This is a genomic window from Marinomonas sp. AWM4_232 (genome assembly GCF_056158325.1).
Map to the genome: position 1 here is coordinate 1,900,154 of NZ_JBSWTA010000001.1, position 14,050 is coordinate 1,914,203.

At 46.8% G+C, this 14,050-nt stretch carries 11 protein-coding genes; 5 read left to right on the forward strand and 6 right to left on the reverse strand.

What is annotated here, in order from left to right:
- Positions 1-42: 42 nt before the first annotated feature.
- Entirely contained in the window at positions 43-1,371 is a 1,329-nt protein-coding gene (locus ACXAC1_RS09005) for a DUF2252 family protein (protein ID WP_475061022.1), read from the forward strand.
- Here ACXAC1_RS09005 and ACXAC1_RS09010 read toward each other — a convergent pair.
- Positions 1,368-4,265 (reverse strand): HD domain-containing phosphohydrolase, encoded by a 2,898-nt coding sequence (locus tag ACXAC1_RS09010; RefSeq protein ID WP_475061024.1) that lies wholly within the window; start codon positions 4,263-4,265, stop codon positions 1,368-1,370. The genes ACXAC1_RS09005 and ACXAC1_RS09010 overlap by 4 nt on opposite strands.
- A gap of 206 nt (positions 4,266-4,471) precedes the next feature.
- Here ACXAC1_RS09010 and ACXAC1_RS09015 point away from each other — a divergent pair, with 206 nt between their 5' ends.
- The 3 genes from ACXAC1_RS09015 (at position 4,472) to ACXAC1_RS09025 (ending at position 6,568) form a co-directional block, all read left to right on the forward strand.
- Entirely contained in the window at positions 4,472-5,299 is an 828-nt protein-coding gene (locus ACXAC1_RS09015) for an AraC family ligand binding domain-containing protein (RefSeq protein WP_475061026.1), read from the forward strand.
- A gap of 56 nt (positions 5,300-5,355) precedes the next feature.
- Positions 5,356-5,964: a LysE family translocator gene (locus tag ACXAC1_RS09020; protein WP_475061029.1), complete on the forward strand. Its 609-nt coding sequence runs from the start codon at positions 5,356-5,358 to the stop codon at positions 5,962-5,964.
- Positions 5,965-6,118: 154 nt separating this feature from the next.
- A complete protein-coding gene (locus ACXAC1_RS09025) occupies positions 6,119-6,568 on the forward strand; it encodes a PA2169 family four-helix-bundle protein (protein ID WP_475061031.1) in 450 nt (149 codons plus the stop codon).
- A 57-nt stretch (positions 6,569-6,625) separates the two neighbouring features.
- Here ACXAC1_RS09025 and ACXAC1_RS09030 read toward each other — a convergent pair whose 3' ends face one another.
- Positions 6,626-7,447: an N-acetylmuramoyl-L-alanine amidase-like domain-containing protein gene (locus ACXAC1_RS09030; RefSeq protein WP_475061033.1), complete on the reverse strand. Its 822-nt coding sequence runs from the start codon at positions 7,445-7,447 to the stop codon at positions 6,626-6,628.
- A gap of 296 nt (positions 7,448-7,743) precedes the next feature.
- Here ACXAC1_RS09030 and ACXAC1_RS09035 point away from each other — a divergent pair, with 296 nt between their 5' ends.
- Complete coding sequence (locus tag ACXAC1_RS09035) at positions 7,744-8,820, forward strand: alkene reductase (protein WP_475061035.1); 1,077 nt, start codon at positions 7,744-7,746, stop codon at positions 8,818-8,820.
- 52 nt (positions 8,821-8,872) lie between these two features.
- Here the strand turns inward: ACXAC1_RS09035 and ACXAC1_RS09040 are convergent, their stop codons facing one another.
- The 4 genes from ACXAC1_RS09040 to ACXAC1_RS09055 all read right to left on the reverse strand — a co-directional run bounded on the left by ACXAC1_RS09040 (position 8,873) and on the right by ACXAC1_RS09055 (position 14,008).
- Complete coding sequence (locus tag ACXAC1_RS09040; protein ID WP_475061038.1) at positions 8,873-10,129, reverse strand: MgtC/SapB family protein; 1,257 nt, start codon at positions 10,127-10,129, stop codon at positions 8,873-8,875.
- 83 nt (positions 10,130-10,212) lie between these two features.
- Positions 10,213-10,986 carry an IclR family transcriptional regulator gene (locus tag ACXAC1_RS09045; protein ID WP_475061040.1) on the reverse strand — a complete coding sequence of 258 codons (774 nt, stop codon included), beginning with the start codon at positions 10,984-10,986 and terminating at the stop codon, positions 10,213-10,215.
- A gap of 16 nt (positions 10,987-11,002) precedes the next feature.
- A complete protein-coding gene (locus tag ACXAC1_RS09050; RefSeq protein ID WP_475061043.1) occupies positions 11,003-11,905 on the reverse strand; it encodes an MBL fold metallo-hydrolase in 903 nt (300 codons plus the stop codon).
- 174 nt (positions 11,906-12,079) lie between these two features.
- Positions 12,080-14,008 (reverse strand): B12-binding domain-containing radical SAM protein, encoded by a 1,929-nt coding sequence (locus ACXAC1_RS09055; RefSeq protein WP_475061045.1) that lies wholly within the window; start codon positions 14,006-14,008, stop codon positions 12,080-12,082.
- Positions 14,009-14,050 lie beyond the last annotated feature (42 nt).

Sequence of the window (14,050 nt, forward strand, 5' to 3'; positions counted from 1 at the left end):
ATCATGTCTCATACGGCCAACATCGAGACGAAGAGGTAATAAGTGTTAGAGCGTCAGCAAGAGCTAATAGAAGTGATGACAAGAGTGGATGGCGCCGCTCCAGGCAGTGGCTTGAAAAAGCACCGCAAGATGACAATTAGTCCCTTTGTGATGCTACGTGGCGCCTCTTCCGTGTTTTACCAAGACTTGGCTAATATGACGTTTCGATTGCCTGATGAAATCGAGTCATGGCCGTTGACGATGGTCATGGGCGATTGCCATGTCTCAAATTTTGGTTTCTTTAGCGAAGAAGGCTCCCACGGCGAAGACGTGATTTTTGCGCCGAATGATTTTGATGATGCTTGTGTCGGACATGCGGGTTGGGATTTACTGCGCTTTGGAACGAGTCTATTGCTCTGCACAGATCATTGCCAAGGCATTGTGGAAGGCCGCTATCAACCTCTTGAACCGCTGAACAAAAACAAAGTGGTGGAAGCCAGTGAAGCGCGTCTAGCGTTAACGGCTTTTTGGCAAAGTTACCGTGATACCTGCCAACAACTGCTTGATAAAGACATGGATTACCGTCATGTACTGCAGGACTTTCCAGAGGAACATCTGCTTTATAAGCTGGAGCAAAAAGCGCGTCGTCGCCAAGTTGATGGTGAGGATTTTCTCAGTAAGAGCTCCTTGGCGAAAGCGGTTGATCTTGAACAGCGTCCACTGCGTTTTCGAGAGATACCTGAGAAGTTTAAAATCATCGAAGACGGTTCCACCTATCGATTGATAGAGCAAGTCTTTTCGCCTTATGTGGACGATACGATTCATCATATTGTAGAACGAGTTGGGGCAGGGACGGGCTCGGTCAATATGAAGCGTTATTACTTACTGGTCGGTCCAGAAAATGTGACAGCTGAGGACCTCGGGCTGTGTCATATTGTTGAAGTTAAGAAACAACGGGCGGCCGCGCCCTTGTTTGAATACCAAGATTTGAGCCTAACGAACTTACTGTCTCCTGCCCACTTGACGGTGAATTGTCAGCGCCGCATGCAGCGTAACCCAGATTTGGTTTTAGATGATGTGCTATGGCGCAAAGCGCATTGGTTAGTACGCTCTCGTCATCATGCTCGTGTCGGCATCGATCCAGACAATATTGCCTGCGGCAAACGCGCCATCAACGGTGGACTGCGTGAATACGCTACGGCATGTGGCGCTGCCTTAGCGCTTGCTCATGGTCGCTTTGACCGACGTTCCCAACGTTTCGAACAAGCGGTAGTGGCAACATCGGACGCTACTTGGTCTGAGCTTGAGCAACTCCAAATTGATTACGCCCAGCAAGTCATTGAAGACTGGCATTGGTTGTCATCGATTGAAACGTGCTACGAATCTAATTAAGAGATCTGGGGTTTTGTGTCCGTTAAACCTGCTATTTCAAATAGCCGCTGAGTATTGATCGGGTCAATCTGTTCTGGTTTAAGATGTCTTTTTGCGTAATTTAAGTAGACTTTGGAGTCGACAAATAATTTAAAGAGAGCCCCATCTAGGTGTTCATCTTTGACCATGAAGGCGATGATTTGCAGCGATTCAGACAAGGTTTTGGCAACCTTGTAAGGGCGATCTGCCGCGGTTAGCGCCTCAAAAACATCGGCAATGGCTAAGATGCGATCTTGTACTGACAATTGCTCTCGCTTGAGCCTCCTAGGATATCCTGTGCCATCCAGTTGTTCATGATGATTACCGGCGATATTGGGTACGTTTTTCAGCTCTTCTGGGAACGGGAGGGATGAGAGCATTTTTATTGTTTGTACCATGTGATCTTTGATGATGAAACGTTCTTCCTCTGTCAACGTACCGCGTTTTACACTAAGGTTATAAAGCTCGCCTTTGTTGTAGGCTTGAGCTGGTAGTTGCATATCAAAGCCCCAAATGTTCTGTGGATGATCGAATTCCACAGGGGGGCGTCGTTCGCCCCAGCTTTCAACATGCTCTGGTTTATTGGCCAGTAGTGTTTCGCGCCATGGCAGTGTTTCTGGATAGTGTGGAAGGTTTTGCTTCTCTTCTTGAGATAGTCCAATTCGATTGCTGAAATGTCTGACCCACTCTTGTTTGCCTATACTATGAAGTCTTTCTATATCATTCGACTCCATAAATTCCCCCCCAATATTAGCCTGGGCAATGAATGCAAAGTCTGCTTGCAATTGTTCCTGACGAGCGAGTTTTTGCTGGTTTAGAGCCGCTTCACTTTTTCCATCCAGACAGCCATTTAGGTAATCAATCTCGGCATCACGCCACAATACTTCAAAGCGCGTTCGAATTTCATGGATACGGTTGTAGATGGTCTCGAGCTTGGTCGCTTTATCCACCACATGGACCGGACTGGTTATTTTGCCGCAGTCATGAAGCCATGCGGCGATATGAAACTCACGACGCTGATATTCGGTCATGCTGAATTCAGCCAACTCTCCATCTTGCGAGCGTTCCGCTGCATCAGCTAATAGTTTGGCCAGTTCAGGAACACGCTCGCAGTGTCCACTGGTATAAGGAGACTTAGCGTCAATCGCATCGGCCAACAAGTGAATAATGCCATCTAAGAGGGCTTGTTGTGCTTCGAACTGTCTGCGGGTCGAAACAGCAGTGGCTGCCGCCCCCGAAACTTCTTCCATAAAACGATGGAAAGTTTCTTTATGTGCTAATGCACTTTCAGGAAGTTGAAGCACTAATGTGCCCAATATGGTCGCATCTCGGTCTATAAGTGGCGTCAGGAAAAGGTTTTCTTGATCAGCTGATAGCTGTTTTTTGATCATGCTTTCAAGCTCACTCCAGTGCTGACTGTGACAGGGAATGAGTACTGGACAATTTAAGTTTGTTTGCGTTGCCAGTTCCATGACTTGGTTTTCTTTGTTGAACAAATAGACGGCGCCGGCTTTAGAAGCGGTGATTGCCTGTAGATGATCGGAAACTTGTTCCAGCATACGCTCCATGTTTGGGTCATGTGCCAATTTATCCGTGATTGACTGGAAGTTATGAATCGTCAATGCCATATGATCCGTCAGCGATGACAGGACATTGATTTCTTTAACGGGAGAATGCACATCAATTTTACGGCTAAAGTCAAACGACGCCAGAGCACTGACCTCTTGTGACAACTGGTGTAACGGCCTTGAAATTGTTCGGCCAATTAGCCAACCGAAGATCATTAGGATCGCAATCACAGCGAGTGATAAAAGTAATTGGTTAAATAAATTAGCATTTACATCTTTCAATAATTCAGACTTGGGAATGGCATAGAGAAAATTCCATTGCTGCTGATTATTACGAAAGACTGGTAGGTTCATGCCGTACCAAGCCTCTCCTCCCACTTTAAAGTCGCTCAGTCCCTTGGTTGTTTGTGGTTGCTTCAACAGCTGAGCGAAAGTTGAATTTGGCAGATCCTGTATGGTTTTTAAGGTCGTTGAAGTCTTGTCCGATGAATGACCAATCAGTGAGATGTCCAAATTGCTGTGTCCCAGTACCCATTGGTTTTGATCAACAAGCGCCATCTGTACAGACTCACTGGGTGATAGTAGGTGCATAAAATTGGACAGATCATCGATGGATGCATCCACCCCTACTACGGCTTTCTTGCTCTCATGACGTTGAGCAAAGGTGGCGCCAATTTCTTCCGTCGTGAAGAACACATATGGGTGCGTTAATATTAGTGTGTCACTTGATTGAGCCTCTTGATACCAGAGCCGGTTTCTAGGGTCATAAGCATACTCTTTTGGTGTCACAGCACCTTCAATAGGTTGAAATGATGCATCATAGAAAGCCCATGTCGTTGTAAGTATGTTGCCGTAAAAGTCTCTATCAATGGCCTGAAGTAAGTAATTCGCACTGTCTGGTGCTGAGACACGCTCACGAGCTAGGGAGCTTTTTAGTGAGCGCAGTAAGAAAAAGTCACCATCCTCATAACCCACATAGACAGCACTAATAATGTGATTCAATGCCATCATACTAGCGAGTTTGGGGATTTGTTGTAGGCGATCTGACGTAGAAACCATGCCAGTAATGTCATCCATGGCGAGCAGATGAACACTCTGTTTTGCGGTATTGGTAACCGTTTCAATCTGCTTTTCCAGAGATAAGGTCGTTTGGTGAGCGGTTACCTCTACTTGATCGGTTAAAGAAGATCTTGCGTAAAAATAGGAACAGATCGTTAATGCAGAAGCCAAAATCAGCATGCTAATGATAATAGTGCCACTGAATAATAGTCGAACAGGAATGCCCATTCTTTTGGTGTGCTTGTCCATCCTTGAAAATCTCCGAAATAGATGAAATTACGGAAAAATAAACTGAGCTATATTTCAGTATTAGCTAGGAGTCTGGAATGGACAAGTTTTTTGAGACGATTTGCTTCTTTGGCGGATGAGAAATACGCAATTTTATCCAATACGTTTGTCGATCTTTCCGCTACTCTGAAGGAGTATCTTGTGCATTTGAAAAGAGGAGGGGGGAGATGTCAGACGGTAATCAGTTTCAATTTCTAAACAACCGAGTGCTAGACAATGTGATGCTGTTGAAAGCGTCGATGACGAACTTTTCCTACGGTAATCATGCCCATGAAGAATACTCCTTTGGTATCACTCTGTCTGGGCGTCAGGATTTCTTTGCTAATGGAAAATTGAACAAGAGTAATCCAGGGCAGGTGATCGCGTTGAACCCTGGGGATGCTCATGATGGTGAGTCAGGTGGTGATGCCGCGCTGACTTATGAAATGCTTTATGTGCATCCTGAACAATTTGCGCCACACCTTAAGGCGTTGAATGTGCGCCATGCGGAACATTTTCGTGTAAACGAGACGGTTTTTAGTGATCCTCAAGTTCAGGATCGTATTTTGCGGCTGGCGCGATTAATCGAGTCTCAAGGCGCAACGTCGAGCGAATACACCATGTTGATGTTTGAGCTGGCTGAGCAGTTAGTGCGTTACGAGTCTAAACGAGTATTGAGCCGTGACACTAAACGCCAATCGCGACTTGAACGTGCCAAAGAGTATTTACAAGATCACTATCAAGACGAAGTGTCTTTGGACAGTTTGTGCCAAGTGGCCTGCATGTCAAAGTATCACTTCTTGCGACTCTTCAAAGACTATACCGGTATGACGCCACACCAGTACTGGCTTAATATTCGTATCAACCGAGGTCGCCAAGCGCTTCGTTCAGGTGTGCCAGTTTCCGACATTGCTAATCACTTAGGCTTTAACGATTTAAGCCATTTTAATCGTCGCTTTAAGCCAGTATTTGGCATTACCCCGCGTCAGTATCAGCAGTTAATTCTGATTCCTTAACGCTTACTTTTTTCGTTCTTCTCTCGAATCTGACATTGCCCGTTGGAGGGTATCCTATGCTTGAAATTCTACTGTTTGCACTGGTGATGATGTATTCCCCTGGCCCAGTAAATATGCTGTCACTGTTTTCTGGAGTAAGCCACTATGGCTGGCAGACGTTACGCTTCTGTGGTGGTGTTGCCTTAGCGATGTGCACCCTGTTCTTATTGGTGGGCTACATTGGTGGTGCGATGGTGACGCCTGTCATGCAAGGTGTCGCGGCCAGTCTAGGAGGCCTGTATATCGCGTATTTAGCCCTAAAGCTACTGATCGCCAGCTATCGTCCACAACAGGCGGCCAACGCCAATCACGATATGACGTTTGTCTCGGGTCTTATTATGCAGTTGACCAATCCAAAGGCGATGATTGTCGTGTTGCCAGTGGTGACGGTGCAATTTCCTAATGCTCACATTGAAGGCATCAATGTGTTTTGGGTGTCGGTGTTGCTAGGCCTGATGGCTGGCGGTGCTCCAGCGTCTTATTTTCTTGCGGGTAAACAATTGAAACAGCTAGTACTCAAACCCTCTGTTATGTCATGGGTGCAACGTTTAATGGCGTTTTTAATGCTTTTGTTAGCAGGGCAGTTCTTATGGGATGGTGTTGGGTTGATGGCGGCGATAATTTAATCAAACCTTTGTCTAAACCTTGAAACAACCGTGTAGGAGCCGTGCAATCCTGCCGATTGGCTTGAAAACAGTACTTCTTTCTCCCAGTTTAATAATCACATGCAGGCACTTATTGAGTGCTGCTTGATTCACTTAAGTAACCAAGGAGAACGTTATGCAAGCGCAAACAACTGAGGTTCATCATATCGCCGACATCATTAAAGTTATGAACAGCGGCATTGAGTTTTATCAAGAAGCGAAAAGCAAAATTGAGCAGCCAGAATACACCGGCTTCTTTAATCGAATGATTGATGCCAAGGAAGAGGCTGTGTTTGAGTTACAGAAATTCGCCGTGGCGGAAACGGGCGCTGTAGAAAATGGTTCAGACACCATGACCCAAGCCCGCAAAGCTTACTCAAATTTGGTCGACAAGATGTCTTCCTCATCTACGGAAACTTATGTGAGCCAGCTTGAGGAAGTGGAAGACAAGGTGTTGGATGAAATTGATACGGCACTAAAGAAAGAACAACCTGCAGATTGTGAAGTTACTCTACGTCGAGTCTACACTCGTATGAAAGAGTGTCATGATGAAATGCGTATGCTGCAAAATGGCATTATGCACTAAATCATTTTCTCTGAAAGGTAAAAGCGCTGTTTCAATCGTTATTGAGGCAGCGCTTTTTTAATGCTCCGCCACCAGTGCTCGCTCTATGGGTTGCTGCACATTGAATCCTTTCAACGTAGATGCTTCATCGTACTGGGAAAAGTATTCTACAAAGCCTTCATCAACGACCTTTTTGTAACGTAAGCTGGCGTGACGTAAAAACAGTTTGCCCTGCTTTCGAATAGCAAACGCCTGATGTGTGATATTTAGATGCGTTCCGATCCATTGGCTCACATCGTAGTTAGGTCGTACCATGCTAATGACGCTGCCAGAGGGAATACGGTCTAACACTTCAGGTTGATTCAGTGCTGTTAGTGGTACGTAAGGCGTACGTACATAAATTTTAGGTAGGTTTTTACCAGCCTCATGCAGCGCTTTAAGCTGAGCTGTTTTATCGATTGAATCGGGCAAACCTTGCAGTCGATCCTGTTGCATTGCCTGATACCAGGCTGGTTTATCAATCAAGGTCTCTGCAAATGCGGTATGGTCTAGCGCGATGTCTTGCGTAATATCTCGTAAAGCCCACTGGTTGTTGGGTATCCAATCTGCGCTGGCGAAATGATTACGTGTGATAAAATCGACGTTGCCGTGTTGATAGCGAAGCTTAATCAAATTGCGCTCAAACTCAGAGGGCGAATAGGACATGGCGCCAGCGAGGACGGTTTCGACAAACGTTGTGCAATCAAACAGGTCAAAGCGAGATAATGGATCACGATCGAATTGACCGTTGGGGCCTTCACCTAAACCGCCATCTACATAGGGCAGTCCCAACAAAGGCTCGCTGAGAGGGATAATGCGCTCGCTGATCTTATGAGATGGTGAGGTAGTCATTTCTTCCATAAAGGTGTTTCTTGGCTGTGGCTTAAAGACGGAGCAGCCGCTTAGGAGGCTAAGTAATAGCACAAAAGAAAGATAACGTTTCATAACAGGCGCACTAATATTCAAAAGAGAAAGTGTGCCTGATTGCGAAGGGATCAACCAGCGAACTTACAAACATAAAAATCATTGCTGGCTTTGTTGGTTGGAATTGAGACCTGAAAGCGATTCAAATTCGTAAAGAATATGTCTGCCATTGAATTGATCATGTGTTGCTCGTATCTATGAGGCATCAAGATAAAATTTTATGGGAGAAAGACATGTCTCAATCAGAATCCGCGTTGTTTAAACCTGTTCAGCTAGGTGAATTATCGCTGCCGAACCGAGTCATCATGGCTCCTCTGACTCGTACTCGTGCGATCAACCACCAACCGAATGCTTTAATGGCAGAGTACTATGCACAGCGTGCCAGCACAGGGTTATTAATTACCGAATGTACGATGGTATCAGAAGGTACGTCATCGTTTGGTCATGATCCAGGCGTGTATTCAGCAGAGCAAGTAGAAGGCTGGAAGTTGACCACTGAAGCAGTGCACGAAGCTGGAGGCCGAATCTTTATGCAGATTTGGCACGCAGGTAGAGCAGCGCATCCACTACTAAACGATCATAAAGAAGCGGTTGCCCCTAGTGCTATTGCGATTCAGGGCGAAACTCATACCCCGGAAGGTAAGCAGCCTTACACGGTTCCTCGCGAGCTGACACAGGCTGAGATACAGCAGATCGTAAAAGATTTCCGTCGTGGTGCTGAGAATGCCAAAGCAGCAGGCTTTGATGGCGTAGAGATTCATGCCGCGAATGGCTATCTGATCGACCAATTTTTACGTGACGGCTCTAATAAGCGCCAAGATGAGTACGGCGGTTCTGTTGAAAACCGTAGTCGCTTCTTGAAGCAGATATTGGATGAAGTGACGTCAGTATTTGGTTCAGGGCGCGTCGGTGTGCGTTTGTCACCTTTGAATAGCTTCAATGATATGCGTGATAGCGATCCAGTGGCGCTGACCAAATACTTGGCATCTATGCTCAATGAATACGACTTGGCGTACTTACACCTGATGCGAGCGGACTTTTTCGACCAACAGCATGCAGATGTGGTGTCGGCTGCTCGCTCAGTGTACCGAGGTCATCTTATGGTAAATATGGGCTATACGCCTGATGAAGCGAACCAAGTGCTTCAAACGGAGCAGGCGGACAGTGTGGCATTTGGTACGTTGTTATTGGCTAACCCAGATTTCGTTGAGCGTATTCAAGCAGGAGCTGGCTTTAACGAGCCGAACCCAGAAACGTTTTATACCGCTGGCGCAGAAGGCTACACAGATTATCCCTTTATGAATACTTAAGATAGGGTAAGGTAACGCATTAATGTTTGCGCTGACTTTGTCGACTATCTTATTAAGCATAGGTGGCCAGCAATAAACCAACCACGCTGGCCACGATCAAAGGAATACTGGCTTTCATGCCCATTACTTTTCCTCCAATGCTACTGACTAAGCCCGCTTTCAAAATGCCGTTCACGCCTGCGGCGATCACGATACCCAATACCGCTGTCTCCAAACTCAGCCCTTCACGGCTCATGCCCGATAAGGATAGGTTGATTGGATCCACATCAGCGACGCCGGAGGCTGCGGCTAATAACAGCACTCCGGCATCCCCTAAAGTAGCTTGTAATCCTGCGCTCAGCAGCAGAATACCTGTGAGCAGTGCGCCAAAGGCTAACGCCGACCAAAGCGATAATGGCGAAGCGGGCGGGGCGACGTTTTCAGGCACACTTTGATTGCCTTGGTGCCAGAACCACAGCGCTGGTAAATAGGTCAAAATGGCCATCGTTAACGTCGGTAGTGCAAGGGGTTGCAGCAAGTCTGGGTTGATCACGCTAGCGACCAACAACACTCGTGGATACATGGTGCCGCAGGCAAACAGAACGCCTGCAGCCAGCAGCGGTGAGGCTTGAGGAACTTGTTTCGCCATTCTTGAAAATTGCAGTGTCAGAGCGGTAGAGGAAGCAAAACCTGCAAACAATGCCGTGGCCATGATGCCTTTTTTCGCACCAGCAAACTTCATGGCAAAGTAGCTGATAAACGAAATACTGGAAATCAGCACCACCATCCACCAGATTTCATAGGGGTTCAATGCTTGCCAAGGTCCCATATCTTCATTTGGAATAACGGATAAGATCACAACGGAAATGATCAGCAACTCAAGTGCTGCCCAGAGCTCTTTTTTTTCGATCAACCACAGCCAGCGGTGCATTTCGCCTTTTAAGCTAAGTAACAAGGTGGTGATCACAGCGAGTGAAGCCGCTTCGACCACGTAACCAATCATGACCATGGCGCCAAAGCTAAAGGCTAATAAGGATGCTATCAAAGAAGTCAGCGAAGCTCGGTCACGGGTACTGTTGATCACGTAAGAAGCGGTTAGGGCGATGGCCAAGCCGATGAAAAATACGCCCAAAAGGAAAGCGCCAAGTTGGTTGGCGATCATGGCGGATACTGCACCGAGTAACGAAATCAGGCCGTAAGTTCGAAGCCCAGCAATACGAGAACCTTCTTTTTGATCTCGGTATTTAAAACCCCGTTCAACACCAATCAATAAGCCCAGTGAAAGCGCGATAGCTAACAACACAATGGTATGGAAATCACTCGACTGCATAGCACCATCCTATTGTTTTTATTTGACTTATTTATTCTAAAGCGTAGCACATACGCAAAAATAAAATAGTTAGCATGTACTATTTAAAGCCTTTTTAGATGAGTGCTGATGTTTGCAGCAGTGTGCTTTAAAATAGCTGCATAGTCGTTAGCGAATGTCTTTTCACTAGCAAATACCTTAGGCCAAACTAGATTAATACAAGCTTCAACTTTATCTTCAAACATAATTGGGACAGCAATAGCTCGAAGGCCATCATTGGCTTTTCGTTCGCCAAAATAGGATGGAGAGCGATATGCGAACCCTTGTTGAAGAATTTGTTTATACAAAGCAGGCCAAGTTTCGTAAAACTGTTGTTGAGTGCTAGGAGGAAAATTTTTCCAAATGGAAGCTAGATAGCGTTCGCGGTCATTTTCAGTGCTGTATGCAAGTAGAGCTCGACCTGCTGCCGAGCGAAGCATGTTGACCTCTGTCTGGATACGACAATGATTAATGTGAAGTCTCGTGATCGCGCGCGTGCTTTCTACAAGAAAAAGCTTGTCACCAATTGGGATAAAAATATCAGAAGGCCAAAGTACTTTATCTGTCAATGCTTCCACGTGCTGACAGATAATTTCCAGCAGTGGCTGAGCTGTTGGAGGAATATGCATTTCAGTCTGTTTCGGTAGTAGCACATTGCTCCGATAGCGTTGATCAAGCAGATTTTGCCTGACGAGGTGCTGTTCAGTCAGACGTTTTAATAAGCGATGTGTGGTGCTTTTCGGAATCCCTGTACGTTGTGATACTTCCGACAGGGTTAGCCCTTGAGCATTACCAAGTTCCGCTAAGATTTGGATGCCGCGATCAAGGGCTAGGGTCATATATGGCACTCGTTAACTATTCAAATACGTCCAGGTCGTTGGCTAACACTACTTTGCCATCGTAATGCTGACGAACTTGCTCGGCAGTGGATTCTACTGGCTCAGCATAGAACAGTAAGTGGGTCAGTACCAGTAAACCAGGCTGAACTGCATTGGCGACCTTGGCCAATTCTGCTGCGGGCGTATGGGCTTGGGAGTGATAGTTTTGCCAAGCTGGAGAAACCTTTTTTAAAGCTTCATCATTGATCACTTCATGCACCAGAATATCGACCCCTTTGGCCATCTCAATTAGCTTCTCGCTGTAGCCTGTATCACCAGAAATAACGATGCTTTTATCCGGTGTGGTGATCTTATAACCGAAGGCTGGTTCAATATCTCCGTGGGGCACATCAAAGGCTTCGATGGTGACATCGCCATCTTTAAATACCCAACCGCCGTGCTCGTATTCGGTCACCTTGGTTTTATACAGCTCAGGGTTTTTCACCGGTTGCAAACCATGCAGTCGTAAATCCAAATCCACCTGCAGCATGTCATAGTAGCCGTTGGTCATAGCTTGAATACCTTTAGGGCCGAACACGGAAATTTGGTTATCACGACGCCACCACAGGGTGGATGCCAGCTCCCCATAATCTAAAATATGGTCACTGTGTAAGTGTGTGATGAAGAGGTTTTCGATTTTTGTCGGATGCAGTTGCGGAAAGCCATTAGCGGCCGCTTGGATAGTGCGGTGTACCGCGCCGGGCCCAATATCAAAAAGGTACGCTTTATCGTTGTACACCACGGCTGTAGCTGAGCCAACGCGCTCAGGATTGGTTACTGGTGTTCCCGTGCCTAGGGTAACGACTTGGGTTTTTGCCAATACTGGCAACGCCACCATACCAAGTGATAAAAGGGTGCATTGAGAGAGTTGTTTGATCATCGTCTTAGTCCACTCTGTTATTTTTATTGGGAAGACATCTGAGTACGGCCATACGCAGTGCAGCAGTGTTAACTGCCCGCTTATAATTGCGATCAAGATTGTAAAGGTAAATGGGAAAGTGCAAAGTGTTCCACTGACTGGAACACTTACATTAGGAGGGTGGACGTTTACGGATTAACTACTGGCTATCAAGTTGCTAAAGGCCTTGCTGATTAGGTCTTTTTTCACCGTAGTGCGTGCCACTGATTGATCAAACCAGAAGCTCATAGGTTGATCAAAGCCAATACCGTGCATGTAGTTGTAAAGAGCCTTGCGCAGGCCATTGCCGAGCATTTCATGGTCGGTACCGGTTGGGTCAAAGAAGTCCACGTCGTTCTCGGCAAACAGCGTCTCTGGGCGCTCTGCCAAGGTGATACCGTATTCTTCTGGCTTGATACCGATTGGGCTGTGAATAGTGGCGGCGAAGCGGTGCCAGTAAGCCGATTGGAAACAACCGTGAGACATCATTTGGCGTACCATTTCTAGGGCATCAACGGTCTCTTGCTCGGTTTGCGTTGGGAAACCGTACATCAGGTAGGCGTGGACTAAGATGCCTGCATCACTAAAGCCTTTGGTGACGCGGGCGACTTGCTCGACGCTAACGCCTTTTTTCATCAGTTTCAGTAGACGATCCGAGGCGACTTCCAATCCACCACTAACAGCAATACAGCCAGAGTCCGACAGCAATTGGCATTTCTCTGGGGAGAAGGTTTTCTCGAAGCGAATATTGCCCCACCAGCTGATGACCACGCCACGCTCGATTAAACGTTCCGCTAGGGCAAACAAGGCCTTCGGCGGAGCTGCTTCATCAACAAAGTGGAAGCCGGTCTGACCGGTTTCTTCGATCAATTGCTCGATACGATCTACTAAGATATCGGCACCAGCGTAGTCGTAGCGTTCGATGTAATCCAAGCTCACATCACAGAAGCTACACTTCTTCCAGTAACAGCCATGGGCAATGGTCAGCTTGTTCCAACGGCCATCGCTCCAGATACGGTGCATCGGGTTGAGCATTTCACACAAAGACAAATATTCCGTCAGGGGCAAACCATCGTAGACCGGCGCGCCCACTTCGGTTTGCGGAATGTCTTTTAGGTCTTTGTTGTCGTTGAAGTACACAAACGGCTCGCCGTCTTGGTCTTCAGCAAGGAAGTAAGTACGTACTAAATCATCGACTTCACACTTGCCATCAAAGTAATCCAACAAGGTCATAAACGGACGTTCGCCATCGTCGACACAGATAAAGTCGACGAACTCAAACACGCGGATATCTTTCAGTGCACGGAGTTCTGTATTCACAAAGCCACCGCCAAGCACCACAGGAATGTCTGGATTAATCTCTTTACAGGTTTGCGCGATACGTAGCGCACCTAGCATATTGCCTGGGAAAGGCACCGTTAGCGCGACCACGCTGGGTTGGGTTTCTTCAAGGTAAACTTCCACCAACTGCTCAAGGATCTCTGAACTAAAGCTCGGCTCGCCCATCAGGGTGTCGTACAGATCATCAAAAGTTGGGTTGGCTGCGGCTAAGCGCTCACCGTAACGGCTGACTTCAAAGTAAGGATCGACTCCTTGAGTGATCACGGAAGACAAATCATTGATAAATAGAGTCGCTAAGTACTTTGCTTTGTCTTGTACGCCTAAGTTACCAAATGCACTTTTCAGTACATCACCGGACACAGACTCCATCTGCTCAATGGCATCAAAGGCTGGGCCTTCTGGTAGAAATCGGCGCGAGTTAATGCGCATAGCAAGACTTGAGTCTTTGCCTTGTAAAAAGCGAATTACTGGCTCAACGCATAAACGGTAGCGATCAAACTCGGCTAGAAAGGTGTAAATCACATCCGGTAGCTCATCGTCATCGAAGGACTCGAAGTGCTCTTCCACATGCTGACGCATAATGTCCAAGCCCTGTACTGTCATCATCTCAAGGAATAACTCAATCGCAGGATCACGCTGCACCGCCTCGTAACCACGGGAGCGCAAAAAGCCCGTTAGATACGCCGTCGCGGGGTACGGGGTATTCAACTGAGTCATTGGAGGAGTCATTAAAAGAACGGTCATGGCAGGCCTATTGAAGAGTGGAGATAAGCTAATAATTTGTGA

Excerpts from the sequence above, each read along its gene's own strand:
- ACXAC1_RS09010 (WP_475061024.1), bottom strand. The coding sequence starts at position 4,265 with ATGGACAAGCACACCAAAAGAATGGGCATTCCTGTTCGACTATTATTC.
- ACXAC1_RS09015 (WP_475061026.1), top strand. The coding sequence starts at position 4,472 with ATGTCAGACGGTAATCAGTTTCAATTTCTAAACAACCGAGTGCTAGAC.
- ACXAC1_RS09020 (WP_475061029.1), top strand. The coding sequence starts at position 5,356 with ATGCTTGAAATTCTACTGTTTGCACTGGTGATGATGTATTCCCCTGGC.
- ACXAC1_RS09025 (WP_475061031.1), top strand. The coding sequence starts at position 6,119 with ATGCAAGCGCAAACAACTGAGGTTCATCATATCGCCGACATCATTAAA.
- ACXAC1_RS09030 (WP_475061033.1), bottom strand. The coding sequence starts at position 7,447 with ATGGAAGAAATGACTACCTCACCATCTCATAAGATCAGCGAGCGCATT.
- ACXAC1_RS09035 (WP_475061035.1), top strand. The coding sequence starts at position 7,744 with ATGTCTCAATCAGAATCCGCGTTGTTTAAACCTGTTCAGCTAGGTGAA.
- ACXAC1_RS09040 (WP_475061038.1), bottom strand. The coding sequence starts at position 10,129 with ATGCAGTCGAGTGATTTCCATACCATTGTGTTGTTAGCTATCGCGCTT.
- ACXAC1_RS09045 (WP_475061040.1), bottom strand. The coding sequence starts at position 10,986 with ATGACCCTAGCCCTTGATCGCGGCATCCAAATCTTAGCGGAACTTGGT.
- ACXAC1_RS09050 (WP_475061043.1), bottom strand. The coding sequence starts at position 11,905 with ATGATCAAACAACTCTCTCAATGCACCCTTTTATCACTTGGTATGGTG.
- ACXAC1_RS09055 (WP_475061045.1), bottom strand. The coding sequence starts at position 14,008 with ATGACCGTTCTTTTAATGACTCCTCCAATGACTCAGTTGAATACCCCG.